We start from the raw sequence: 23,652 nt of genomic DNA, 5'->3' as shown, positions 1-23,652 counted from the left end.
CACACCTCAGAACGCACACCAGCCGACGCAGATCACGACGACGTGGGCGTCGGCGGTTCGACGGCGGTGGTGTCCGGCGAGGTGGTGACGCTCGGCGGCGCTGTCTCGGCGGGTTCCGGCGACGACGGGGCGGGTGACGGAACCGTCACGACCGGTGCGGGTTCCGACGATTCGCCCATCGACGTCGGGGGCACCGGCCGGTCCGGTGCCGGCTCGGACCGCCGCGTCGGAGTCGCCGCGGCGCTCGGGCCGGTGTCGGCCGGCGGGCGTACCACGTCCCGCTGCTCGGGAAGGGGCGGCAGGAAGACGGTGCGGTCCAACCGGTACACCTCGGGGGCGGGGTCGACCGCCCGCACGTCCGGGCGGGCCGCCATGCTCCGCAGCACCACGGGCGCCGCGCGGACCACCGCGGCGTAGACACAGGAGCAGCCGGTGCGGTACGCGGCCGCCTCGGCGGTCGCCACCTCGGCACCGCTGGCGTACCGGGCCCGCAGCTCCCGCTCGTCCACACCCTCGCCGTCGACCGCGGCGGCCCGGGCCCGGTAGTCGGCGGCTTCGGTGTCCTTGCGGGCCGCCACCTGGTCCATCCCGGCGACGACGTCGTCCGGCACCCGCAGCGCGGGAATCCTGACGATCTCGGTCTGTCGCCCGGGCAGCGGGACCCGCCCGAAGACCGCCGAGACCGGCACGTCGCCGAGCACCGTCGCCAGGCGCTGCGGCGGCAGGTACGCGACGAGCGTGACGAGCGCGTACGTCCCGTCGCCTGCGGTCGGGGCCGACTCGGACAGCGCGGCCAGGTCGGCGGCGGCGGAACGCAGGTAGCCGGGCACGGAGTCGCCGTCGGAGACTCCGACCCGGGTCACCTCGCCCACCGTCCGGTCGCCGACCGGAGTCTCGTCGGCGGCCCAGAGCGCGGTCCCCAGCACCGCCGCAGCGGACAACGCGGCCGCCCAGGTGAGCACCCCGGACCGCGCCGACCGCTCGCCCAGCCGGGCCACGGCCCGGGTCAGCGGCGGCAGCAACCGTTGGTCCAGCTGCCGCAGCAGGTTGCCGGCGCGCACGGGCGGGATCCCCTCGTCGGATTCTCGGGCGGTCGCCGCTCAGTCACGCAGGATCTGAAGCGCGCGGTCCAGGTCGTCAGGGTAGTCGCTGACGAACCGGACCTCGTCCCCCGTTCGGGGGTGCAGGAAGCTCAGTTCGCGGGCGTGCAGCCACTGTCGGGCCAGGCCGAGACGGGCCGAGAGGGTGGGGTCGGCACCGTAGGTCAGGTCACCCACACACGGGTGCCGCATGGTGGAGAAGTGCACCCGGATCTGGTGGGTCCGGCCGGTCTCCAGGCGGACGTCGACCAGGCTGGCCGCCGGGAACGCCTCCAGGGTGTCGTAGTGGGTGATGCTCGGCTTGCCGCCGGAGACCACCGCCCAGCGGTAGTCGTGGGTGGGGTGCCTGTCGATCGGCGCGTCGACGGTGCCGCGCAGCGGGTCCAGGTGACCCTGCACCACCGCGTGGTAGCCCTTGTCCACCTCGCGGTACTTGAAGGCCCGCTTCAACGCCGTGTACGCCTGCTCGCTCTTGGCCACCACCATGATCCCGGTGGTGCCCACGTCGAGCCGGTGCACCACCCCCTGCCGCTCGGCGGCGCCACTCGTGGAGATGCGGTGCCCGATCGCGGCGAGCGCGCCGATCACCGTCGGGCCGGTCCATCCGGGGCTGGGATGCGCGGCGACCCCCACCGGCTTGTCCACCACCACGATGTCGTCGTCGGCGTAGACCACCCGCAGGCCGGGAACCGCCTGCGGCACCACGGTCGGGGGTGCGACCGGGGCGGGCAGTGTGACCTCCAGCCAGGAGCCGGCCTTGACCTTGTGCGAGTTGGCCCGGGAGGTGCCGTCGACGAGCGCGTCCCCGGCGTCGACCAGGGCCGCGGCGGCGGTGCGGGAGAGCCCGAACAGACGGGACACCGCCTGGTCCAGTCGCATGCCGTCGAGGCCGTCCGGGACGGGGAGGGAACGGTGGTCGCCGCCAGCGGCGAACGCGGAGGTCATGCCCGCTCCCGCTGGTCGCTGCCCTGCACGGCGTCCGCCTCGGTCGGGTCGCCGTCGCGGCCGGCCCGCCCGCCGTCGCGCTGGCGGCCGGTCAGCTCCAGCAGCACGGCCAGCAGCACACCGCAGACCAGCGAGCTGTCGGCCAGGTTGAACACCGGCCAGACCTGGCCGTACGGGTCGAACAGGCTGATCATGTCGACGACGTGGCCGTGGAAGGGCGCGGGGGCCCGGAAGATCCGGTCGACGAGGTTGCCCAGCGCGCCGCCCAACACCAGGCCGAGGCAGATCGCCCAGGGCAGTGAGCGCAGCCGCAGGGCCATCCAGACGATCCAGCCGACCACACCGATGGTGATCAGCGGGAAGATCCAGGTGTGGTCCGCGCCGATGCTCCAGGCGGCACCGCTGTTACGGGTCAGACTCAGGTAGACGGTCCCGCCGAGCAACCGGACCGGCTCCCGGTCGGTCAACGCGGCAAGCGCGAGGTGCTTGGTGACCAGGTCGGCCAGCAGGGCCACCAGGGCGACTCCGGCGAGGATCGCGACGGCCCGGGAACGGCGCGTGCCGCCGCCCGGGTCGGTGCGGCCGGGTTCGGCGGACGGTGCTGCGGTCATGCGCTCCCCATCGAGGTGTCTCGGCGGTGATCGCTCACCGTCTCATCGCCGCCGGGGAGCGGACCTCAGCGCCGCTCCTCCAGCTGCTTGCACGTCACACACTGGGTGGCCGACGGGAAGGCGGCGAGGCGCTCGACCGGGATCGGGTTGCCGCACCGCTCGCACCAGCCGTAACCACCCTCGTCGAGACGCTCCAGAGCGCGCTCGACCTGCGTGGTTCGTTCCAGGATGCTGTTGGCGAGAGAGATCTCCTGCTCCCGCTCGAGCGTCTTGGTGCCCGTGTCGGCCTGGTCGTCCCCGGCCGAGTCGGTCAGCCGATCGCGCTGCAGCTCGGTGATCTCACTCAGCGTCTGATCGTACTCGGCGCGAAGCTCGTCCCGCCGCGCCGCCAGCGCCGCCCGGATCTTCTCGGTCTCGGCCGTGCTGCGGGTGGCCTTCGCCACCGGCTTGCGCCCGGCGGTCCTGGTATCGGCTGGCTTCGCCATGGGTCGCTCCCTCGGCCGGGGAGCCGCGTGTCCGCGGCGCCTGGTCAGGGGGCGCCAACCACGGCGTCCCCTAAAATTGGACGAAAAGGGGCACACGGCAACGATGGCCGCGCACTCCGGAGGTTGGCAAGAATACGGAACGTACAGGCGTCCGACAACGTGCCGCACCGTCGCACCGCTCAACTACCCCTAGCCCTGCCTAACTAGGGCAAAGGGAACGCTAGCAGGTCAACCGACCGCCTCATCCCCGTACTCGCCAAACCATCGGGCCAGGCGACCCCGCCGGCTGACCGCCCGCAGCCGCCGTTCGGCGGCGTCGCGCACCCCTGCGGTCGCCACGATCAGCAGACTGTCGCCGGTCTTCAGCCGGGTGCCCGGCGTGGGCACGAAACCCACCCCGTCGCGCAGCACCAGGGTGACCGACGCGCCCAGCGGAAGCCGCAACTCGTCGACGTGCACGCCCGCCAACCGCGAGCCCGGCGGCACCTGCAACTGCAGCAGGTCCGCCCGCATCCGTTCCAGAGGCGCGGTCTCCAGGTGGATCTCGGTGGCCTCGGCCGGCGCGGTCACCCGCAACCGGCGGGCGAACGGCCCGAGTGTCCCGGTCTGCACCAGCGTGAAGATCACCACCAGCACGAAGACCACGTCGAAGAGGCGTTCCGCCCCGGGCACCCGCTCGGAGAGCGGAATGGTGGCCAGCACGATCGGCACCGCCCCGCGCAGCCCCGCCCAGGACAGGAACGCCTGTTCGCGGAGGCCGACCCGGAACGGCAGCGCCGAGACGGCCACCGACAGCGGGCGGGCCAGCAGCACCAGGGCCAGCCCCGCGACCACCGCGGGCAGCACCGCCGCGGCCAGCCGGCCCGGCGAGGCCAGCAGACCGAGCAGCACGAACAACCCGATCTGGGCGAGCCACGCCAGCCCGTCGGCGAAGCCGAGGATCGCCTGCCGGTGGGACAACCGGGCGTTGCCCAGCAGCACCCCGGCCACGTAGACGGCGAGGAACCCCGAGGCGTGCACCACCGCCCCCGCGGCGTACGCCAGCACGGTGATGCCCACCGCGGCGATCGGATAGAGCCCCGCCGAGGGCAACGCGGCCCGGCGCAGCGCCCACGTGCCGGCGACGCCCGCACCAACACCCACCGCCGCGCCGACGCCCAACTCGTAACAGACCAGCCCGACCTCGTACCACCACGGGTGCGACCAGCCCTGGTGCGACAGCAGCACCACCAGCAGCACCACCGGGGCGTCGTTCATGCCCGACTCGGCCTCGAGCGTCGCCACCAGCCGGGGTGGCAGCCGCAGCCGGCGCAGGGTGGCGAAGACCGCCGCCGCGTCGGTGGACGAGAGCACCGCGCCGTAGAGCAGCGCCAACCGCCAGTCCAGCCCCAGCAACAGGTGCACGGCGATGCCGACCACCACGATGCTCACGACCACGCCGAGCGTGGAGAGCGCGGACGCCAGCCCGAGCACCGGGCGCAGCGTGGTCCACCGGGCCGTCAGGCCACCCTCCGCGATGATCACGATCAGTGCGCAGAAGCCGAGGGTACGGGTCAACTCGACGTCGTCGAAGCGGATGCCCAGCCCGCTCTCGCCGATCGCCACGCCCAGCGCCAGGTAGACCAGCAGGCTGGGCACACCCAGCCGGGTGGAGAGGCGCACCGCGCCGACGGCCACCAGCAGCACGGCCGCACCCAGCAGCAGCGCGACATCGAACCCGGGCGTCACGGCTGCCCGGCCTGGACGTTCCTCACTCGGCGGATCCGTCGCGTAGTCGGCGCAGCACCTCGGGAAGCTCGGGGCTGGGCCGGTCGACGAGGAAGAGCTTGTCCCGACTGGCCGCGCCGGCGCGCAGGGTGACCGCGGACCGCCGGACACCCAGGGCGGCCGCCAGGGCCCGCCGGGCCGCCTCGGTCGCCCGACCGTCGACGGCCGGATCGTGCACCGCGATCACGAGGGCGGGACCGTGCGGGCCGTCGAAGCGGCCGCCCACCCGGTCGGCGGAGGCGGCGGGCTTCACCCGTACCGCAACGGTGAGCGTGTCCTGTGCGGGCACCGGTGCCGCTTCAGATCGGCCGGGCGTCGGCGAGCAGGGCGGTGGCCGGCGCGCAGGTGGCGCACGGGGTGAAGCCGAGCTCGGCGGCCTCGGCGACCGGCAGCGTCTCGGGCACCCGGCCCACGAGATGCGGGCAGCTGTCGAGGTGGTAGCGGGGGTGGCCGTCCACCACCTGGACGGCGTCGGACAGCCGCGCCACCCGGGCCGCCTCGGCGGGGGTGACCAACTGCTCGGCCGGCTCGTCGGTGGCCGAGGCACCGTGGCTCAGGTCGTCGTCGGTCGACGTCGCCACCGACGCCGGGCTGACCGGCCTGGCCGCAGGGGACACGTCGTCGGCCGGCGTCACGAACGGCGCCCCCGCATCGAACGGGGGCGCGTCGTCGACGCGTGGGTCGAATCCCGGGGCGTCGTCGACGCGTGGGTCGAATCCCGGCGCGTCGTCGACGCGTGCGTCGAATCCCGGGGCGTCGTCGGCGGGTGCGACGTGGTCGACCGGCGGCGCGGGTGGTTGCCGCCACCCGGTGCCGCCGGTCCCCGCTGTCGTGGGCACGTGCTGGACCGGCACCTCCGGCTCGACCAGCGGCGGCCCGTACGCGACACCCGGGGTGGCCTGGCTGGCCGTGCGGGGTGCGTCGGTGTGCCGCCGGCCGATCCGGCCGGGATCCGTCGTGGCGCGGTTGGCGGCTGCCTGGCGGGCGCCCACCACCAACGCCACGGCGGCCAGCAGACTGGCCGCGATGGAGATGATCAACAGGAAACTGGAGCCCCCGGCCAGGCCGAGCACCAGGAGCACCACTGCGACGAGGATGAGCAGGAGACTTGCGACTATCACGGCTCACCCCCGCCGCGTCGTACCGTCCAGACAGGGCCGGCGACCGTCACCATCTGCGGTAAGCGATCGCCGGCCGGTGCTCAGCGTCCGGCTTCGAGGGCGCCGGAACGCCCGCCGCCGTACGAACCGGCGAGACCCGCAGCGGCGAGCCCGTTGCCGCCGGCGACCCGGCCTGCCTCGGAGCGGGTCATCTCGGCCTCCAGGCCCTGGCCGCGACCGTCGAGGTCACGGAGCTGGCTCTCCAGGTACGCCTTGAGCCGCGTGCGGTACTCACGCTCGAACTGCTTGAGCTCCTCGATGTGCTTCTGCAGGGCCGTGCGCTTGGCGTCCAGGCCGCCCATGGCCTCCTGGTGCCGCTGGCGGGCGTCCCGCTCCAGGGCGTCGGCCTTCGCGCGAGCCTCGCGGGTCACCTCCTCGGCCTTGCCACGGGCCTCGGACAGCAGCTGGTCGGCCTCGCGGCGCGCGTCGGACACGTGGTCGTCGGCGGTGCGCTGGGCCATCATCAGCACGCGCAGGGCCTGCTGCTCACCGTCACCGGTGACGCCGCCGGCCGGGCCGCCGGTCGCGCGGACCTGCTCCAGCTCGGCCTGCATCGCGCGGGCCGCCTGCTCGGCCGCCGACTTGTCGCGCTGCACCCGGTCCAGTTGGGCCTTGACGTCGTTGAGCTCCGCCGCCAGTCGGGCGTCGCCGCCGGGGCCGGCGGGGGCGCCGCCACGGCCGCCGCGCTCCACCTGGGCGCGCAGCTCGTTGTTTTCCTCGATGAGACGGGCGAGCTCGCGCTCGACCTCGTCCAGGAAGGCGTCGACCTCCTCCTCGTCATACCCCCGCTTGCCGATCGGCGGCTTTTTGAAGGCGACGTTGTGGACGTCGGCCGGGGTCAGCGGCATCGAAACTCCTCGGGTCAGTTGCGGCCGCGAAAGCGCGTCGGTCATCAGGCAGATGCCGTGATCGACGGCCCTAACACGAACTCCATCAGCACGAACAGGATAACCAGGAGCACAAGGGAGGCCAGGTCGATGCTCACGGTACCAATTCGCAGCGGAGGGATCACACGCCTCAACGCGTTGAGAGGGGGATCAGTGACGCTCCACACGGATTCCAATCCTGCCGATGCGCCACGCCCCGGTTGCCAGCGACGGCCGTACTGCAGGACGGCGCTCAACACGAACCGGGACAGAAGAAGAAGCAGGAAGACATAAAGGATCAGGTACAGCACTTGCAGTAAGATCGACAACACGGTCAGCGACGTCCCTCGGGTCGGGCGGGGTCAACTCAAACTGAAAAAGCCGCCCTCAGCGATCTTGGCCTTGTCCTCAGCGGTGACCTGGACGTTAGCCGGTGAGAGCAGGAACACCCGATTGGTCACGCGCTCGATCGTACCGCGCAGGCCGAACGCCAGACCGGCCGCGAAGTCAACCAGACGGCGGGCGTCGGCCTCATCCATTTCGGTGAGATTGATGATCACCGGGACGCCGTCGCGGAAGTGCTCGCCGATCGTGCGCGCCTCCCGGTAGGTGGTCGGGTGCAGCGTGGTGATCTGGTAGCGCTGTTCCTCCTCGGGAAGGGCACGCTCCCGCGACGCGACCTGCGGCGCGAGGGCCAGGTTGTCGCGGGTGTGGTACGACAGCGCGCCGGACGTCTCGCCCGCCGACGACCGGGTGATCGACCGTACGCTGGACCGCTCGACCCGCTCCGCGCGCTCGCCGTCACCACGCTCGGACTCGCTCAACCGCCCGCTCGTCCGCTCGGAGAGTCGACCCCGCTCAGTGACGCGCGGCCGGGGAGCCGGCGGCTCCTCGGTGTCGTCCTCGTCCTCGTCGGCGAACTCCTCGGCGTACCGGCTCTGCCGGTACCGCGAGTCGCGGTAGCCACCCTTGTCGTAACCACCGTCGTCGTAGGCCCGCTCGTCGTCTTCTTCGACCAGACCGAGCCAGACCCCCGCCTTGCGCAGTGCACCCATCCCGCGCCCTTCCGTCCGCCGTGCGGCACGCGCCCCCGTGCCATGTCGCCCGTCGCGAGTGGACAACCATGCCCATCGGACCGGAACCGCAATCCCCCAGCACGCGATTCGCGTCGCGCGCCCGACCCCGACCAGGAGCGCCGCTCCTGCCAAACAACACTGATGTAATTTGCTTGTCTCGCGGTCAGGCTACCGCAGCGTGGGACGCATTCCGAGCAACGCGCTTCCGACGCGGACATGTGTCGCGCCGTATCGGATCGCGATCTCGAAATCCCCACTCATCCCCGCGGACAGCCCGGTGGCTCCCGGATGGACCGTCCGAAAGGCGCCGGCCACCTCGGCGAGACGGGCGAAGGCACGTTCCGGCTCCCACCCCAGCGGAGCCACCGCCATCAGACCGACCAGACGCAGACCCGGCGCGTCGGCGACCGCCTCGGCCACCGGCTCCAGCCCGGCGCCGGGATCGGCCGAGCCGGGCAGCGCACCGCCCCGGGCCGCGTCGCCGTCGATGCTCACCTGGAGCATGGCGTCCAGCGGCACCTCCCGGTCGACGGTCGCGGCCGCCAACGCCCGGGCCAGCCGGACGCTGTCCACCGAGTGCACCGCGTCGGCGTAGCGGACCACCGAGCGGGCCTTGTTGCGCTGTAGTTGGCCGATGAAGTGCCAGCGGGGACGTACCCCGGCGGCGGCCACCTCGGCGGCCTTACCGGCCGCCTCCTGGTCGCGGTTCTCCCCCACGTCGGTCACCCCGAGCCCGGCCAGCGCCACCACGTCGCTGGCCGGGTAGGTCTTCGTCACGGCGATCATCGTGACCTCGGCGCGGTCCCGACCGGCCTGCGCGCAGGCGTCGGCGATGCGGGACCGGATCTGGGCCAGGCCGGCCGCCAGTTCGGCGTGCCGGTCCGGTCGTGCCGTGGCTGAGCTGTCGGTCATCGGCGGTGCTCAGGACCCGTTCTTGAGGAAGTCGGGGACGTCCACGTCGTCGAAGAGCACGCGGCGCGGCGACTGGGCCGGCGCCGGGTTGCTGACCGGCGCCGGCACCGGGGTGCTCTGCGGCGCTGGCTGGTTGGTGTTGGTCTTGCGGGTCGGCTCGGCCGCCTTGTACGCCGGAGTGCCGCCGTCGAAGCCCGCCGCGATGACCGTCACCCGCACCTCGTCGCCGAGCGCGTCGTCGATGACCGCACCGAAGATGATGTTGGCGTCCGGGTGGGCCGCGTCGGTGACCAGTTGGGCGGCGTCGTTGATCTCGAACAGGCCCAGGTCGGAGCCGCCGGCGATGGAGAGCAGCACGCCCCGCGCGCCGTCCATGCTCTGCTCCAGCAGCGGGCTGGAGATGGCCGCCTCGGCCGCCTCGACCGCGCGGTTCTCCCCGCGGGCGCTGCCGATGCCCATCAACGCGCTGCCGGCGCCGCTCATCACGCTCTTGACGTCGGCGAAGTCCAGGTTGATCAGACCCGGGGTGGTGATCAGGTCGGTGATGCCCTGCACACCGGAGAGCAGCACCTGGTCCGCCGTGCGGAACGCGTCCATCATGCTGATGTTGCGGTCACCCAGGGCCAGCAGCCGGTCGTTCGGGATCACGATCAGCGTGTCGCACTGGTTGCGCAGCTCGTCTATTCCCGTCTCGGCCTGCACCTGGCGGCGCTTGCCCTCGAAGGAGAACGGCCGGGTCACCACGCCGATGGTCAGCGCGCCGAGCTTGCGGGCGATGTTGGCGACCACGGGCGCGCCACCGGTGCCGGTGCCGCCGCCCTCACCGCAGGTCACGAAGACCATGTCGGCGCCCTTGAGCACCTCCTCGATCTCGTCGCGGTGGTCCTCGGCGGCGTTCTTGCCGACGTCCGGGTTGGCCCCGGCCCCCAGACCACGGGTCAGCTCCCGGCCGACGTCGAGCTTGACGTCGGCGTCACTCATCAGCAGCGCCTGGGCATCGGTGTTGATCGCGATGAACTCGACGCCCTTGAGCCCAACCTCGATCATCCGGTTGACGGCGTTGACGCCGCCTCCGCCGATGCCGACGACCTTGATGACCGCCAGGTAGTTGTGCGGAGGTGTCATCTCCGGTCCTTTCCTTCGAGATTGGCTTCGGCCGACCGGGTACGGCGTGGCCAGACCAGCGGCCGACGACAGCTGTCACCAGCGAGAGTCAGGGGTGAACCCTCACCCTCTACTAGAGGCTTACAGTTATGTCAACCACTGAACCTCTTCGGGGCAACGTAAGCGCCACCGCGCGATGAGCCAAGGACCCGCCCGGCGTGTCGCCGACCCGAGCGCGACGGCTCACCCTCCACGCCGCTCCCCCCGGTCAGCGAAAGGTCACCACGTCGGGCGCGCTCACGTCGATCCGCGCGGCGTCCTCGTCCAACAGGGCGGTGGCCACCCGGGCCTTGTCCGTGCCCCGCGTCGCGTCCCCCCAGACCACCGTCCGGTTCCCCTTCAACCGCAGGCTGATCCGGGCCAACCCCTCCACCCGGACGTCCACCAACTCGGCGCGCAGCCGCGGCGTCAGCGCGGTGAGGACCTCCAGCGCGGCCCGGGTGCCCGGGTCGTCGGCGGCCGGGCGGGTCACCGTCACCTGCGGCAGCTCGGCGGGGCGTCGGTCCACCGTCCGGAACGCCACCCCGCTGCGGTCGATCAGGGCGAACGCCTCCCCCTGTGGCACCACCGCCACCGGGGTCCGCTCGGTCACCCGCACCACGAGCGCGTCGGGCCAGTCCCGGGAGACCGTCGCCCGCTCCACCGCCGGCAGCGCGCCGACCCGGCGGGCGGCGGCGGCCAGATCCACCCGGGCCAGCGGCACCCCGTCCGGCACCGCGACCGCGTCGTGCACCTGCACCGGGGTGACCAGGTCGGCACCCTCCACCCGCACCTCCCGGACCCCGAACAGCCCGGTGCCGAGCACCGTCCAGGCGACGAGCCCGGCCAGCGCGAGCGCCCCGGCGCCCACCGCCCACGGCAGTGCCGCACGCATGCGACGCTGCCGCGCACGAGCCATGAACCGACGGGTCGAGGGCGGCACCGCGTCGCGGCCCGCCCGGACCAACTGCCACCGCCGCGCCGGACCACGGCGCGGGGCGCCACCGTCGGCGGCGCGGGTCCGCCCTCGGGCCGGGCCGGGACTCATCCGGCCAGGGGCGCCGCGCCGCCGGGTGCGGCGGTGCCACCGAGAGCCGCACCGTCGCCGCCGGCCGCGGCCCCTCCCGGCACCGGATCGCCGATCGCCGGGGACGTGGCCACCGGGTCGACGGTCGCGGTCGGTGCGGAACCGGCCGGGCGGTCACCCAGGGCGGCCAGCAACTCGTCGCCCATCAGCGAGATCGGCGGGGCGCCCATGGTGACCACCACGTCCCCCGAGCGGGCCCGGCGGGCCACCTCGACCGGCGCCTGCTCCCACGACTCGACGAAGACCTTGCGGTCGGCGGGCAACGCCACCGCCGCGATCAGCGCCGCCGAGCCCTCGCCGGGCTGGCGCAACTCGCCCGGCCCGAAGACCTCCAGCAGCACCACCTCGTCGGCGAGGGCCAGCGCATCGGCGATCTCGGCCTGGTTGTCGCGGGTGCGGTACAGCCGGTACGGCTGGAAGACGACGATCAGCCGGCCACCGCCCGCGACCTCGCGCAGCGTCTGCATGGCGAGGGTCATCGAGGTCGGGTGGTAGGCGTACTCGTCGTAGACCAGCACACCGTCCGCGATGCCCTTGCGCTCGAAGCGCCGTCGCACGCCGGGGAAGACCGCCAGCGCGGCCTCCGCCGCCTCCAGGGGCAGTTTCAGCAGGTACGCGGTCAGCACCGCGGCGGCGCTGTTCAGCCCCATGTGCCGCCCCGGCACCGGCAGCCGGAACTCACCGAGCGACCGGCCGTCGATCGCGGCCAGGTAGCGCACCCCGCGTGCGGAGGAGACGACGTCGGTCAACCGCAGGTCGGCGTCGGCGGCCTCGCCGTAGGTGAACACCCGCCGCCCCTCGGCGCGCAGGCTCTCGGCCAGCCGTCGACCGCCCGGGTCGTCGGCGCAGGTGATGATGAACCCGTCCGGGTCGGTGAGGCGGGCGAACTCCACGAACGCCGCCTCCAGCGTCGCGTAGTCGCCGTAGGTGTTGAGGTGGTCGGCCTCCACGTTGGTGATGATCGAGACGTACGGGCGGTAGATGAGGAACGAGCGGTCGCTCTCGTCCGCCTCGACCACGAAGTGCTCGCCGGTGCCGTGGTGGGCACCCGAGCCGACCTCGGAGATCTCCCCGCCGATCACGAAGGACGGGTCCACACCGGCCTGCTGGAGCACCATCGTCACCATCGAGGTGGTGGTGGTCTTGCCGTGCGTGCCGGCGACCGCCACCGCCCGGCGGCCGGTCATCGCCGCGGCCAGGGCCTCCGAGCGGTGCAGCACCCGCAGGCCGCGCCGACGTGCCTCGACCAACTCCAGGTGGTCTGGTGGGATGGCCGACGAGTAGACGACGGTGTCCACACCGTCGAGGTTCGTCGCCTCGTGGCTGAGGTGGATGGTGCCGCCGAGCGCCCGCAGGCCCGCCAGCGAGGGCCACTCCCGCAGGTCGCTGCCGGAGACCCGGATGCCGCGGGTGAGCAGCAGTCGGGCCACACCGAGCATGCCCACCCCACCCACGCCGATCAGGTGGACGGCGCCCAGGTCCTCGGCGGTGAGCGTGCCGGCCGGGGTGAACTGGGCGGTCATCGGGCCACCGCCTCGATCACGAAGGACCGCAGGGCCTCGTCGCCGTCACGCCGCCCGTACGCCGCCGCCGCCGCGCCCATCGCGTACAGCCGCTGCGGGTCGCGGATGAGGGGGATGACCGTGCGCTCCAACCAGTCCGGTGTGAGCTCCGCGTCGTCGACGAGCAGCCCGCCGCCGGCCTCCACCACGGGCAGCGCGTTGCGCCGCTGCTCCTGGTTGCTGTGCGGGTACGGCACGTAGATCGTGGGCTGCCCGATCGCGGCCACCTCGGCGACGGTCATCGCCCCGCCCCGGGCCAGCATCAGGTCGGCGGCGGCGTAGCCCAGCTCCATCTCGGACAGGTAGGGCAACGTCACGTACGGCACCGGCAGGTCGGTGGGGATCGGCACCGGCTCGTTGCGCGCGCCCATCACGTGCAGCACCTGCACGCCGTTGCGGGCCAACTCCTTGGCCGCCCCGGAGACCGCCAGGTTGATCGAGCGGGCACCGGACGAGCCGCCGGAGACGAAGAGCACCGGCAGGTCCGGACGGAGCCCGAAGTGGGCGCGGGCGGCGTTGCGCAGCGCGTACCGGTCCAGTCCCGCGATGCTGCGGCGCAGCGGCACCCCGACGATCGTGGCGTCGCGCAGCGACTCGGCCTGGCTCGGCTGGTGCGGAAAGCCGACGGCGATGTTCTTGGTGAACTTCATGCCCAGCCGGTTGGCCACGCCCGGCGGCACGTTCACCTCGTGGATCACCATGGGCAGCTCCCGGCGCCAGGCGGCGAGGTAGGCCGGCACCGAGACGTACCCACCGAAGCCGACGACCACGTCGGCCTTCACCTCGTCGATCACCTTGCCCGCGGCGCGCGCCGCGGTCCACATCCGGCCCGGGGTACGGACCAGGTTCATGTTGACCGACCGGGGCAGCTGGTACGCGGGGATCTGCCGCAGGTCGTAGCCCTGCGGCGGAATCAGGTCGTTCTCCATGCCCTTGGGTGTGCCGAGGCAGGTGATCCGGACGCCCGGGTCGTGTCGGCGCAGGCAGTCGGCGAAGGCGAGCAGCGGGTAGATGTGCCCCCCGGTGCCACCTCCCGCGAGCACCACCGAACGCAGCGGACCCATCAGCGTCTCCTCTCGCTCGCCGTACCCCCGCGGTTGCGGTCCTGGCGGACCCCGCGCGGCGCGGCCTGGTCGTCGTGGCGCCGCTCGCGGGACCGGGGCACGGACCCTCGGCCAGCCGGCGGCGTCGCCGGTCGGCGGCGCCGGCCGGGAAGCGGCGGCAACGGGGCCCAGAGTAGTCGGACCCACCGGGCCGGCGGACGGGCATGCAGTGCTCTGGCCGCATCGGGTTCGGCACGGGCGAAGGATGCCAGCATGCCGATCGCGGCCAACGTCACGACCAGGGCACTTCCGCCGTCGGAAATGAACGGCAGCGGCAGGCCGGTGATCGGCAGCAGCCCGACCACCCCACCGATGTTGATCACGGCCTGGCTGACCAGCCAGGTGGTCACGGCGGCGGCGGCGAGCCGGCGGAACGGATCGTCGACCCGCCGGGCGATCCGCAACCCGGTGTACGCGAGGACCGCGAACAGGCTGAGGATGACGACGCACCCGATCACGCCCAACTCCTCGGCGATGATCGCGAAGATGAAGTCGTTGTGCGCCTCGGGCAGCCAGTCCCACTTGAGGCTGCCCTTGCCCAGCCCGACACCGAACCAGCCGCCGTGCTCGATGGCCAGTCGCCCCTGGTAGAACTGCAGGCAGTCGTTGAGTTTGCAGGTCTCCGGGTCCGGCGGATTGAAGAACATGTCCAGCCGGGCGAGGCGGTAGTTGTCCGCGCCGCGCTCGCCGGAGCCGGCGCCCAGCGAGGCCACCGCGACGAGCAGGCCGATGCCGACCAGACCGGCCGCGGCCAGGGCGCCGAAGACCCGCATCCGCACCCCGGCGGCCCAGAGCAGACCGACCACCAGGGCCAGCAGGCAGAGCATCGTGCCGGTGTCGTTGTAGCCGACCAGGACGAAGAGCAGGCCCAGCACCGGAAAGAGGGGGGTGGCCAACTCCCGCCACCAGCCCAGCGCGGCGCCCTTGCGGGCGATCACGTGCGCGCCCCACAGCACCAGCGCGAACTTGGCCAGCTCGGAGGGCTGCACCTGGATCCCGCCGACGAACAGCCAGTTCAGCCGCGCCTCGACCGGCCCGAACACGACCGACTTCTGACGGGTGAGCCGGCCGTAGGCCACCAGCAGGTTGAGCACCAGCAGCAGCGCGATCGAGGTGAACAGCAGCGGCCGGCCCAGCGACCGGTAGGTGCTGGCGGGCAGTCGCTGGCAGGCCCAGAACGCCCCGATACCCAGCACCGCGAAGATCGCCTGTTTGGTCACCGACGCCGAGGCGTTGCCGTCCTCGGCGAAGTCCTTCACGCTTGTCGCCGAGAAGACCATGGTCAGCCCGATCAGCAGCAGCAGGCCGGCGCTGGACAGCAGCAGGTAGTAGGAGGCCAGCGGCCGGTCCAGCAGGCCGCGCAGCGCGGCGAGCCCGCCGGCCGCGTCCAGCCCGCGCAGCGGCACGGCCGGCTCCGGCTCACGCGCCGCCACACCGGGGTCCGGCTCGCGTGCCGCCGCACCCGGCCTCGGCGCACGCGACGCCGTGCCGGGCTCGGGACCGGGCCGGTCGTCCGGGCCGCGCGGCGGCATGGTGCCCGCCGAGCCCGATGACCGCCTCGGCCGGTCGGCTGTCCTGTCGTCGGTGCCTGGTTCCTCCCCCACCCCGACATCATCGCCGCTCGCCACGCCGGGCGAGCCCACAACGAAACCCCCGGCGTGTCGAACCGCCAAGATCCGCACAACGTCGGGGACGTTGCACGGATCTTGGGAGGGCGGGGCGGGCGGTGCGGATCAGGTCATGTTCGCCAGGAACTCGCTGTAGAACAGGCCCAGGGCGATGGCCACCCCGATGCCGGCGATGATCCAGAAGCGCACCACGATGTTGACCTCACTCCAGCCGGCCAGCTCGAAGTGGTGCTGGAGGGGCGACATCCGGAACACCCGTTTACCCGTGGTCTTGAAGGAGATGATCTGGATCACCACGGACATCGTGATGATCACGAAGAGCCCACCGATGATCGGCAGCAGCAGGATGGTGCGCGTCGACATCGCCATGCCGGCGATCAGACCGCCCAGCCCCAACGCCCCGGTGTCGCCCATGAAGATCCGCGCCGGGGACGTGTTCCACCAGAGGAAGCCCACACAGGCCCCGGCCGCCGCCCCGGCGATGAGCGCGATCTCCAACGGGTCACGGACCTCGTAGCAGTACGGCTGCTTGTAGTTCGGGTCGGCGCACCAGTGCCGGTACTGCCAGAACGCGATCAGCGCGTACGAGGCGAGCACCATCACCGACGCGCCGGTGGCCAGACCGTCCAGACCATCGGTGAGGTTCACGCCGTTCGTCGCGGCCATCACCACGAAGATGAAGATGATCACCGCGCCGACCTTGCTGACCTCCAGGGCGTCGATGTCCCGGATGAAGCTCAGCGTCGTGCTGCCCACCGTCTCGGTGTTGGTCGCCACGCCCGACCCGTTGGTCATCGTGCTCGGGAACCACAGCGCGATCACCCCGAAGACCGCACCGACCAGGATCTGACCGAGCAGCTTGCCGCGCTTGTTCAGACCGGCGCTGTTGCGCTTGCGCACCTTGAGGAAGTCGTCGAGGAAACCCACCGCGCCGGAGAAGACCATCAGCCCCAGCAGCACCAGCGCCGTGATGGTCGGCTCCACCTGGGCGATCTGCTGGTCCGGCAGGGTGGTCAGGGCGAGGTGCCCGGCCACGTACGCGATCACCGTGGCCAGGATGAAGACCACGCCACCCATCGTGGGCGTGCCCTTCTTGCCCTGGTGCATGGCCGGGCCGTCGGACCGGATCGGCTGACCGGCCTTGAGCCGGGTGAACACCTTGATCGCGATGGGGGTGCAGAACAGCGAGACGATGAACGCCACCCCGATGGCGACGATGACCGCCCTCATCGGGTCGACTCCCCGCCGGTGTCGGCGCGCAGGGCGTCGGCCACCTCCCAGGTCCGGTACCGGGAGCCCTTGACCAGGACGACGTCACCCGGTCGTAGTTCGCCCCGCAGCACCTCGACGGCCGCCGCCTGATCGGTGAGCAGCACCGACTCTCCTCCCCAGTTCGCTACCGCTGTCGCGCCTTCGTGGATCGGCGCGGCCGGCTCGCCCACCACGAGCAGCCGGTCGACACCCAGCTCGGCCGCGAGTCGGCCGACCTCGGCGTGGCCGTCGTACTCGAACGGACCCAGCTCGGCCATGTAACCAAGCACCGCGACGGTACGCCGTCCCTGACCGATGCTGGCCAGCGCCCGCACCGCCACCGCCATCGAGGCCGGGTTGGCGTTGTACGAGTCGTCGATGACCGTCACCCCGTCGGGGCGGTCGAAGACGTCCATCCGGCGGGTCGAGACCAACCCCAACTCGCCGAGGGCCGGCGCCAGCTCGGCCAGCGGCATGCCCAACTCCCGGGCCACCGCCGCCGCGGCGAGGGTGTTGCCGACCTGGTGCCGCCCGGTCACCCCGAGCCGCACCGGCGCGCGCCCCTCCGGGGTGACCAGGGTGTACGACGCACGCCCCCGCTCGTCCAACGTGACGTCCTCGGCGCGCACGTCGGCGTCCGGCGCCTCGCCGTAGCGGACCACGCGGGCCCGCGTCCGGCTCGCCATCGCGTCCACCCGTGGGTCGTCGGCGTTCAGCACGGCCAGCCCGTCCGGTGGCAGCGCCTCGACCAGTTCGCCCTTGGCCTGCGCGATGGCCTCCTGCGAGCCGAACTCGCCGATGTGCGACGTGCCGACGTTGAGCACCACGGAGATCCGGGGCGGCACCAGCTCACACAGGTAACGGACGTGCCCGATCCCGCGCGCGCCCTTCTCCATCACCAGGTAGCGGGTGTCCGGCCCGGCCCGCAACGCGGTGTGCGGGTGCCCCAGCTCGTTGTTGAACGAACCGGGCGGCGCCACCGTGGCCCCGAGCCGGGCGGTGAGCTGACCGATCAGGTCCTTCGTGGTGGTCTTGCCCGACGAGCCGGTCACGCCGATCACGGTCAACCCGGGCAGCCGGTCCACCGCCGCGCGCGCCAGCCGACCCATCGCGGTCAGGGCGTCGTCGACGAGCACCATCGGCACCCCGGGCACCTCGCGGCTGCCGAGCACCGCCACCGCCCCGGCCTGGACCGCCGTGGCCGCGTAGTCGTGCCCGTCGACCTTCTCCCCCGGGAAGGCCACGAAGAGCGAACCGGACCCCACCTTGCGCGAGTCGAACTCCACCGAACCGGTGACGGTGGCGGTCGGGTCGGCGCCCACCAGCCGCCCGTCGACGGCAGCGGCCACCTCGGCCAGGCTCAGCGCGATCACCGCTGACCCGCCAGGTTCCCGAAGCGAGCCCGCAGCGCGTCGGCCAGCTCCGTGTTGTCGTCGAACGGAAGCACCTCGCCCGCCACCTCCTGGCCCCGCTCGTGCCCCTTGCCGAGCAGCGCGATCACGTCGCCCGGCTCGGCCAACCGAACCGCCTCGTCGATCGCGGCGCGCCGGCCGGACACCTCGATGATCCGGGCGGCCGTGCCGGCCCGGTACGCCCCGGCGAGCACCTCGGCGCGGATCTCCGCCGGGTCCTCGGTACGGGGGTTGTCGTCGGTCACCAGCACCACGTCGGCTCCCTCCGCGGCGGCGGCACCCATCACCGGCCGCTTGCCCCGGTCCCGGTCGCCGCCGGCGCCGATCACACAGATCAACCGGCCGACGCTCAGCTCACGCAGCGCGGCCAGCGCGGCCACGATCGCATCCGACTTGTGCGCGTAGTCGACCACCCCCCGCACCGGCCCGACGCTGTCGACCAGCTCCAACCGGCCGGGCACGCCACCGCAGGCGGCCACACCGGTCGCCGCGGTCGCCGGGTCCACCCCGGCGCCTACCAGGGCGGCGATGGCCAGCAGCGCGTTGGCCACGTTGTGCCCGCCGGGCAGCGCCACCCCGGCGGACAGGACCACCCCGTCCGGGCCGTGCGCGGTGAACCGCTGGGCGTACCCCTCGCCGCCCACCCCGTCGGCCCACCAGGTCGCGCCCTGGTCACCGGCCGCCGAGTAGGTGACCGTGGCCGGCTTGCGCAGCGGCAGCAACGCCGGGTCGTCGTGGTTGAGCACCTCGACCGCGCAGCGCCCGTCGAAGAGCTGGGCCTTCGCGGCGAAGTAGTCGTCGCGGTCGGCGTGGAAGTCCAGGTGGTCGGAGCCGAAGTTGGTGTAGCCCCCGACGGCGAACCGGACACCGCCCACCCGACCCATGGCCAGCGCGTGGCTGGAGACCTCCATGACCACTGCGGTGACCCCCCGCTCGCGGGCGGTGGCCAGCATGGCGTGCAGGTCGGTCGCCTCGGGGGTGGTGCGCACGCTGTCGATCACCAGGTCACCGAGCCGGGTCTCCACGGTGCCGATCAGCCCGGTGGTGTGCCCGGCGGCCCGCAACCCCGCCTCGACCAGGTACGCGGTGGAGGTCTTTCCGGCGGTGCCGGTCACGCCGATCACGGTGAGCGCGGCGGTCGGGTCGCCGTAGACCGCCGAGGCCAGCTCGCCGAGCACCGCGCGGGGATCGGGCACCACCAGGGCGGGCAGACCGCTCGCCGCCGCCAACTCGGCGCCGGCCGGGTCGGTCAACAGGGCCACCGCGCCGGCCTCGGCGGCGCCGGCGGCGAACTCCGCGCCGTGCCGGCGCGCACCGGGCAGCGCCGCGTACAGGTCGCCGGGGCGGACCTCCTGGCTGGCGTGGGTGGCCCCGGTGACGGTCACCGCGGCGGCGTCCGCCGGGAGGTCGACGGCGAGCCGGACGGCGAGATCACCGAGCCGGACTCCGGTCACGGTACGTGGACGTGGATTGCCGGGCACGGCGTCAGACCCTACCCGGTCGTCCGGTTCCGGCCGTACAGCCGCCCCGGTGGTTCGTCGGCACCCACCGATGATGTCCCGCCGCCGCTGCTCAGCGCGGATAGACCACGAACTTGGGTGCCGAACCACCGGTGGACGGCGGCACCCGGTAGTGACGCAGGGTGAACTGCATCATGTCGCGAAACGCCGGATTGGCGATCGCCGCGCCCCCACCGTCGGGCGCGTAGACGAAGACCGCGATCACGTACCGGGGGTTCTCGGCGGGAGCCATGCCGATGAAGGAGGACACCTCGCCGCGCTGTTTCTTGCCGTCCACCAACCGCCAGCCGGTGCCGGTCTTGCCGGCCACCCGGTAACCGGGCACCGCGGCGGTGACCCCGGTGGCGTCCTCGACCGTGGTGACCGCCTCCAGCATGGTGCGCAGGGCTGCCGCGTTCTGCGGGCTGAGCACCGACCGGGTCACCGGCGCCGGCGCGGGGGTGCGCTTGCCGTCCGGGCCGATCACCTCCTTGACCAGGTGCGGCTGCACGTAGGTGCCGTTGTTGGCGATGGCGGCGTACGCGGCCGCCATCTGGAGCGGGGTGGCGTCGACGCTGTGCCCGATCGGCACCGACCCGTACGACGACCCGCTCCACTCCTCGGCCGGCAGCAGCCGCCCGGTCGCCTCCCCCGGCATTCCCTCACCGGTGGGCCGACCCAGCCCGAACCGCTTCTGGTAGTCGATCAGGCGGTCCCGGCCGAGTTTGTCGGCGACGGTGATGGCACCGACGTTCGAGGAGTAGGCGAGCATCCCCGGGATGCTCATCCGCTTGCCGTTGGCGGGGTGCGTGTCGGAGAACCAGGTGTCGCCCATCTTGATGCTGTTGGCGATGGGCAGCGTGGTGTCCGGCGTGATCACCCCCTCCTGGAGGGCCGCGCCGTAGGTGATCGCCTTGTGGATCGAGCCGGGATCGACGATGAAGCTGGTCGCCGCGTCCTCCCGGTCGACCGGGTCGCTGTCCGCCGGCTTCGCCGCGCTGTAGGTGGGATCGCTGGCCTGGGCCAGCACCGCCCCGGAGGGGATTTCCATGATCACGGCCGCGCCGGTGCCACCGCGCTGCTTGGCCATGCCCGCGCTGAGGATCTGCTGCGTCCGGAACTGTAGGTCGCCGTCGATGGTGAGGCCCAGCGAGCTGCCCGGCTTGGCGGGAGTGGTCTGGCTGTAGCCACCCGGGATCGGCGCGCCGAGGTCACCGAGGCCGGCCTCGTACCGCCGCTGGCCGTCCTGCCCGGCGAGCACGTCGTCGTAGCGGGCCTCCAGTCCTTCCAGCCCGACCATGTCCTGGCTGGTGAAGCCGATCAGGTTGGCTGCCAGGTCACCACTGGGGACCTCACGGCGCTCGTCGCGGTGCACCCCGATGCCGCGTAGTTCCAGAGCCTGCACCCGCTTGGCGGTCGCGATCTCCACCCCCCGGGCCAGGTAGGTGAATTGGGAGAGGTTGCCGTTCTCCAGCTTGCGCGGCTTCATCAGCTCGACGAGCTTCGACGCCGGGATGCTGAGCAGCGGGGAGAGCGCCTTCGCGGTGGCCGCCGGGTCCTGCACCTCGGTCGGGTCGGCGAACACGTACCGCGCCTCGACGCTGCGGGCCAGCGGGGCGCCGGTGGTGTCGTAGATCGCCCCCCGCGGCGCCGGCAGTTCGACCTTGATGGTGCGGTCCGCGACACCGCCGCCGGCGTACGCCGGGGCGTCGACCGCCTGGAGGAAGATCAGCCGGATCCCGATGGTCACGAACAACGTCAGGGCCAGCGCGGTGCCCAGCCGCAGCCGCAGCCGCGAGTCGGCCAGCTTCGGCGGGCGTGGTGGCTTGCGCGACGGCCGCCGGGCCGCCGGGCGGTCGGCGCGGCGTGGCGCACGCGGCGTGGTCCGTCGGCGCGGCGGCGGTTCGTCGACACCCGGACCACGCGGGGTACGCGGCGCGACGGTGCGTACCACCCCGCCGCGTCCGGCGGCCGGGGCGTCGCGCCGGCCGGCCCGGGCGGCGGCCCGGCCACCGTCGAGCACCTGCAACGCCGGCCGGAACGGGTCGCCGGAGCGGGTGCTGCGCGGGGTACGCCGTTGCTCGGCGCCCACACCGCGCGGTGGCGTACCTCGCTCGTCGCGGACGGTGCGGCCCCGTGGCGTGTACGCGCGGGCCCCGGAGATGCCCCCGATGCCCGGCTCACCGGTGCGCGACTCGGAGTCGGTGGGGGTGGCGTCACGCGAAGAACCGCGCCGGGACCCCGTGGGGTCCCGGCGCGGCTCGTCCGACCGTCGTGGCACGGGTCAGCCTCCCGCACCCTGGCTGGTCACCGACGGCTTACCGCTCGCCGGCTGCGGCACGCCGATGGTCTTGCCGTCCGGCAGCCGGATGTAGCCCGGCTCGCCGGCGTCCACCAGGCCCAGCCGCCGCGCCTCGGCGATCAGGTTGCCCGGCGCCTCGGACTCGGCGATCTGCTTGTCCAACTGCTGCTTCTCCAGGTCCAGTCGAGCCTGCTGCTGCTGCAACCGCTCCAACCGGAACGCGTTCTCATTGATCTTGGTGTTGACCGCCAGGATGCCCAGCACCCCGCCGACCACCAGCACCACGATCAGCGCCGCGAACGGCGCACGCGGCACCGAGATCGGCGGCGGCGGTGCCACCCGCAGCCGAGGCGGACGGGCGCCTGTGGCGCTGCCGGCCTTCTCGACCGGCCGCAGCGCGGCGGTGCCCTGGGTGGGGAACTCGCGCGCCCCCCGGGCGCGAGTCTCCCCCTGCCGGTTCACTCGATCGATGCGTGGCGTACCGTTTCCGAGGCGCGGAGCCCGCTCCGCCGCGGTCCGGCCCCCCGACCGCGGTGCGCGCTGCCCGCCGCCGGTGACGTCCCGGCGGTCGCGCTTGTCAATGCTCATGTCCCTCCCCCTCAACGTCCGTCCCTCTGCCGTCCCGGTGCCCCTGACCCCCCACGGATCAGGCGGACCCCGTGCCCGGTTGGTGCATTCCCTTCACCCGTCGGCGAGACCGTTCGCGGTCGGTCCGCCCCTGCTCTGTCGCGTTCGGGTCGAGTCGTTCCGCTGCCCGCAGCCGCACCGAGGCGGCCCGCGGGTTCGCGGCGACCTCCGCCTCCGTGGGCAGCTCGGCGCCCCGGCTGAGTAGCCGGAACGTCGGACCGGACCCGGGAAGCTCGACCGGGAGGTCGACCGGGCCCTTACTGCGGACCCGGTCCGCGAGCGCCACCTTGGTGAGCCTGTCCTCCAACGAGTGGTAGGACAGGACCACCATGCGACCGCCCACGGTCAGTGCGTCGAGTGCGGATGGCAACGCTGACTCCAGCGCCGCCAGTTCTCTGTTTACCTCGATCCGTAAAGCCTGAAACGTTCTCTTTGCCGGGTGTCCGCCTGTTCGTCGAGCTGGGGCCGGAATGGACTCCCGGACCAGCTCCGCCAACCGCGCGGACGACGTGATCCGGCCGCGTTCCCGCTCCCGCAGGATCGCCGAGGCGATCCGGCCGGCGAACTTCTCCTCGCCGTAGACCCGCAGCACCCGGGCCAGGTCCGGATGCGCGTAGGTGTTGACCACCTCTTCGGCGGTCACCCCCCGGGTCTGGTCCATCCGCATGTCCAGTGGCGCGTCCTGGGCGTACGCGAACCCGCGGTCGGGCGCGTCCAACTGCAGCGACGAGACACCCAGGTCGAACAGGATGCCGTCGATGCCCGGATAGCCCAGCCGGTCCAACACGTCGGGCAACTCGTCGTAGACGGCGTGCTCCAGATGCACCCGATCGGCGAACCGGGCCAGCCGGACCCGCGCGTGAGCGAGGGCCTCGGTGTCCCGGTCGAGCCCGATCAGGACCGTCTCCGGGTGCGCCTCCAGCACCGCCTCCGCGTGCCCGGCCAGGCCGAGCGTCGCGTCGACGTGAACAGTCCGGCCGCCTCGACCCAGCGCGGGGGCCAGCAGCTCAAGACACCGCTCGAGCAGCACCGGCACGTGCGTGCCGCGCAACTCCCCCATGATGACCCCCACTGGTTGAAACGTCCGTTCTCCTCGTGCGCCTGTCGTCGGACGGC

The 23,652-nt window shown here is 72.8% G+C and carries 21 protein-coding genes and 1 pseudogene; all 22 read right to left on the bottom strand.

What is annotated here, in order from left to right; genetic code table 11:
• Nucleotides 1-32 precede the first annotated feature (32 nt).
• On the bottom strand, nucleotides 33-1,061 hold the full coding sequence (locus tag ACGFIW_RS22070) for a hypothetical protein (RefSeq protein WP_393318677.1): 1,029 nt from the start codon (nucleotides 1,059-1,061) through the stop codon (nucleotides 33-35).
• 39 nt (nucleotides 1,062-1,100) lie between these two features.
• Nucleotides 1,101-2,045 carry an RluA family pseudouridine synthase gene (locus tag ACGFIW_RS22065; protein WP_357408483.1) on the bottom strand — a complete coding sequence of 315 codons (945 nt, stop codon included), beginning with the start codon at nucleotides 2,043-2,045 and terminating at the stop codon, nucleotides 1,101-1,103.
• Nucleotides 2,042-2,656, bottom strand: coding sequence for a signal peptidase II (gene lspA / locus ACGFIW_RS22060; protein WP_393318674.1), 615 nt, complete (start codon nucleotides 2,654-2,656; stop codon nucleotides 2,042-2,044). The genes ACGFIW_RS22065 and lspA overlap by 4 nt, the downstream gene beginning before the upstream one ends.
• 65 nt (nucleotides 2,657-2,721) lie before the next feature.
• Complete coding sequence (locus ACGFIW_RS22055) at nucleotides 2,722-3,141, bottom strand: TraR/DksA C4-type zinc finger protein (RefSeq protein WP_357069561.1); 420 nt, start codon at nucleotides 3,139-3,141, stop codon at nucleotides 2,722-2,724.
• Nucleotides 3,142-3,369: 228 nt separating this feature from the next.
• Nucleotides 3,370-4,869 (bottom strand): potassium/proton antiporter, encoded by a 1,500-nt coding sequence (locus tag ACGFIW_RS22050; RefSeq protein ID WP_393318671.1) that lies wholly within the window; start codon nucleotides 4,867-4,869, stop codon nucleotides 3,370-3,372.
• A 22-nt stretch (nucleotides 4,870-4,891) separates the two neighbouring features.
• Entirely contained in the window at nucleotides 4,892-5,197 is a 306-nt protein-coding gene (locus ACGFIW_RS22045) for a DUF167 domain-containing protein (protein ID WP_393318668.1), read from the bottom strand.
• A gap of 10 nt (nucleotides 5,198-5,207) precedes the next feature.
• Nucleotides 5,208-5,849, bottom strand: a complete 642-nt coding sequence (locus ACGFIW_RS22040; protein ID WP_393319394.1) for a hypothetical protein — start codon at nucleotides 5,847-5,849, stop codon at nucleotides 5,208-5,210.
• Between the two features lie 260 nt (nucleotides 5,850-6,109).
• Nucleotides 6,110-6,916, bottom strand: coding sequence for a DivIVA domain-containing protein (locus ACGFIW_RS22035; RefSeq protein ID WP_393318665.1), 807 nt, complete (start codon nucleotides 6,914-6,916; stop codon nucleotides 6,110-6,112).
• Between the two features lie 44 nt (nucleotides 6,917-6,960).
• On the bottom strand, nucleotides 6,961-7,266 hold the full coding sequence (locus ACGFIW_RS22030; RefSeq protein ID WP_124778504.1) for a YggT family protein: 306 nt from the start codon (nucleotides 7,264-7,266) through the stop codon (nucleotides 6,961-6,963).
• A 30-nt stretch (nucleotides 7,267-7,296) separates the two neighbouring features.
• A complete protein-coding gene (locus tag ACGFIW_RS22025) occupies nucleotides 7,297-7,989 on the bottom strand; it encodes a cell division protein SepF (RefSeq protein ID WP_393318662.1) in 693 nt (230 codons plus the stop codon).
• A 189-nt stretch (nucleotides 7,990-8,178) separates the two neighbouring features.
• Complete coding sequence (locus tag ACGFIW_RS22020; protein WP_393318659.1) at nucleotides 8,179-8,922, bottom strand: YggS family pyridoxal phosphate-dependent enzyme; 744 nt, start codon at nucleotides 8,920-8,922, stop codon at nucleotides 8,179-8,181.
• A 9-nt stretch (nucleotides 8,923-8,931) separates the two neighbouring features.
• Complete coding sequence (gene ftsZ / locus ACGFIW_RS22015) at nucleotides 8,932-10,047, bottom strand: cell division protein FtsZ (protein ID WP_357069549.1); 1,116 nt, start codon at nucleotides 10,045-10,047, stop codon at nucleotides 8,932-8,934.
• A gap of 247 nt (nucleotides 10,048-10,294) precedes the next feature.
• The gene (locus tag ACGFIW_RS22010) at nucleotides 10,295-11,113 is read right to left on the bottom strand and encodes a cell division protein FtsQ/DivIB (protein ID WP_393318656.1); all 819 of its coding nucleotides are present in this window, start codon (nucleotides 11,111-11,113) and stop codon (nucleotides 10,295-10,297) included.
• A complete protein-coding gene (gene murC, locus ACGFIW_RS22005; protein ID WP_393318653.1) occupies nucleotides 11,110-12,675 on the bottom strand; it encodes a UDP-N-acetylmuramate--L-alanine ligase in 1,566 nt (521 codons plus the stop codon). Before murC ends, ACGFIW_RS22010 begins: the two co-directional genes overlap by 4 nt.
• Nucleotides 12,672-13,778 (bottom strand): undecaprenyldiphospho-muramoylpentapeptide beta-N-acetylglucosaminyltransferase, encoded by a 1,107-nt coding sequence (murG, locus tag ACGFIW_RS22000; RefSeq protein ID WP_357069543.1) that lies wholly within the window; start codon nucleotides 13,776-13,778, stop codon nucleotides 12,672-12,674. The genes murC and murG overlap by 4 nt, the downstream gene beginning before the upstream one ends.
• On the bottom strand, nucleotides 13,778-15,349 hold the full coding sequence (locus ACGFIW_RS21995; RefSeq protein WP_393319391.1) for an FtsW/RodA/SpoVE family cell cycle protein: 1,572 nt from the start codon (nucleotides 15,347-15,349) through the stop codon (nucleotides 13,778-13,780). Before ACGFIW_RS21995 ends, murG begins: the two co-directional genes overlap by 1 nt.
• Nucleotides 15,350-15,550: 201 nt before the next feature.
• The gene (mraY, locus tag ACGFIW_RS21990) at nucleotides 15,551-16,675 is read right to left on the bottom strand and encodes a phospho-N-acetylmuramoyl-pentapeptide-transferase (RefSeq protein ID WP_393318649.1); all 1,125 of its coding nucleotides are present in this window, start codon (nucleotides 16,673-16,675) and stop codon (nucleotides 15,551-15,553) included.
• Nucleotides 16,672-18,069, bottom strand: a complete 1,398-nt coding sequence (gene murF / locus ACGFIW_RS21985) for a UDP-N-acetylmuramoyl-tripeptide--D-alanyl-D-alanine ligase (protein ID WP_393318646.1) — start codon at nucleotides 18,067-18,069, stop codon at nucleotides 16,672-16,674. The genes mraY and murF overlap by 4 nt, the downstream gene beginning before the upstream one ends.
• A complete protein-coding gene (locus ACGFIW_RS21980) occupies nucleotides 18,066-19,589 on the bottom strand; it encodes a UDP-N-acetylmuramoyl-L-alanyl-D-glutamate--2,6-diaminopimelate ligase (protein ID WP_393318643.1) in 1,524 nt (507 codons plus the stop codon). The genes murF and ACGFIW_RS21980 overlap by 4 nt, the downstream gene beginning before the upstream one ends.
• A gap of 91 nt (nucleotides 19,590-19,680) precedes the next feature.
• Nucleotides 19,681-21,888 carry a peptidoglycan D,D-transpeptidase FtsI family protein gene (locus ACGFIW_RS21975; RefSeq protein ID WP_393318640.1) on the bottom strand — a complete coding sequence of 736 codons (2,208 nt, stop codon included), beginning with the start codon at nucleotides 21,886-21,888 and terminating at the stop codon, nucleotides 19,681-19,683.
• 3 nt (nucleotides 21,889-21,891) lie between these two features.
• The gene (locus tag ACGFIW_RS21970) at nucleotides 21,892-22,497 is read right to left on the bottom strand and encodes a hypothetical protein (RefSeq protein WP_393318637.1); all 606 of its coding nucleotides are present in this window, start codon (nucleotides 22,495-22,497) and stop codon (nucleotides 21,892-21,894) included.
• Nucleotides 22,487-23,596: pseudogene (rsmH, locus tag ACGFIW_RS21965) on the bottom strand (16S rRNA (cytosine(1402)-N(4))-methyltransferase RsmH). The gene ACGFIW_RS21970 and the pseudogene rsmH overlap by 11 nt, the downstream one beginning before the upstream one ends.
• Nucleotides 23,597-23,652: the final 56 nt, after the last annotated feature.

Source organism: Micromonospora sp. NPDC048935 (assembly GCF_043197875.1).
GTDB lineage: Bacteria > Actinomycetota > Actinomycetes > Mycobacteriales > Micromonosporaceae > Micromonospora.
This window is presented reverse-complemented; position numbering and strand designations above follow the sequence as displayed.

Coding starts and splice junctions, on each gene's coding strand:
- ACGFIW_RS22025 (WP_393318662.1), bottom strand. CDS start 7,989: ATGGGTGCACTGCGCAAGGCGGGGGTCTGGCTCGGTCTGGTCGAAGAA.
- ftsZ (WP_357069549.1), bottom strand. CDS start 10,047: ATGACACCTCCGCACAACTACCTGGCGGTCATCAAGGTCGTCGGCATC.
- ACGFIW_RS21970 (WP_393318637.1), bottom strand. CDS start 22,497: ATGAGCATTGACAAGCGCGACCGCCGGGACGTCACCGGCGGCGGGCAG.
- ACGFIW_RS21995 (WP_393319391.1), bottom strand. CDS start 15,349: ATGCCGCCGCGCGGCCCGGACGACCGGCCCGGTCCCGAGCCCGGCACG.
- ACGFIW_RS22020 (WP_393318659.1), bottom strand. CDS start 8,922: ATGACCGACAGCTCAGCCACGGCACGACCGGACCGGCACGCCGAACTG.
- lspA (WP_393318674.1), bottom strand. CDS start 2,656: ATGACCGCAGCACCGTCCGCCGAACCCGGCCGCACCGACCCGGGCGGC.
- murC (WP_393318653.1), bottom strand. CDS start 12,675: ATGACCGCCCAGTTCACCCCGGCCGGCACGCTCACCGCCGAGGACCTG.
- ACGFIW_RS22010 (WP_393318656.1), bottom strand. CDS start 11,113: ATGAGTCCCGGCCCGGCCCGAGGGCGGACCCGCGCCGCCGACGGTGGC.
- mraY (WP_393318649.1), bottom strand. CDS start 16,675: ATGAGGGCGGTCATCGTCGCCATCGGGGTGGCGTTCATCGTCTCGCTG.
- ACGFIW_RS22055 (WP_357069561.1), bottom strand. CDS start 3,141: ATGGCGAAGCCAGCCGATACCAGGACCGCCGGGCGCAAGCCGGTGGCG.
- ACGFIW_RS22065 (WP_357408483.1), bottom strand. CDS start 2,045: ATGACCTCCGCGTTCGCCGCTGGCGGCGACCACCGTTCCCTCCCCGTC.
- ACGFIW_RS22035 (WP_393318665.1), bottom strand. CDS start 6,916: ATGCCGCTGACCCCGGCCGACGTCCACAACGTCGCCTTCAAAAAGCCG.
- murG (WP_357069543.1), bottom strand. CDS start 13,778: ATGGGTCCGCTGCGTTCGGTGGTGCTCGCGGGAGGTGGCACCGGGGGG.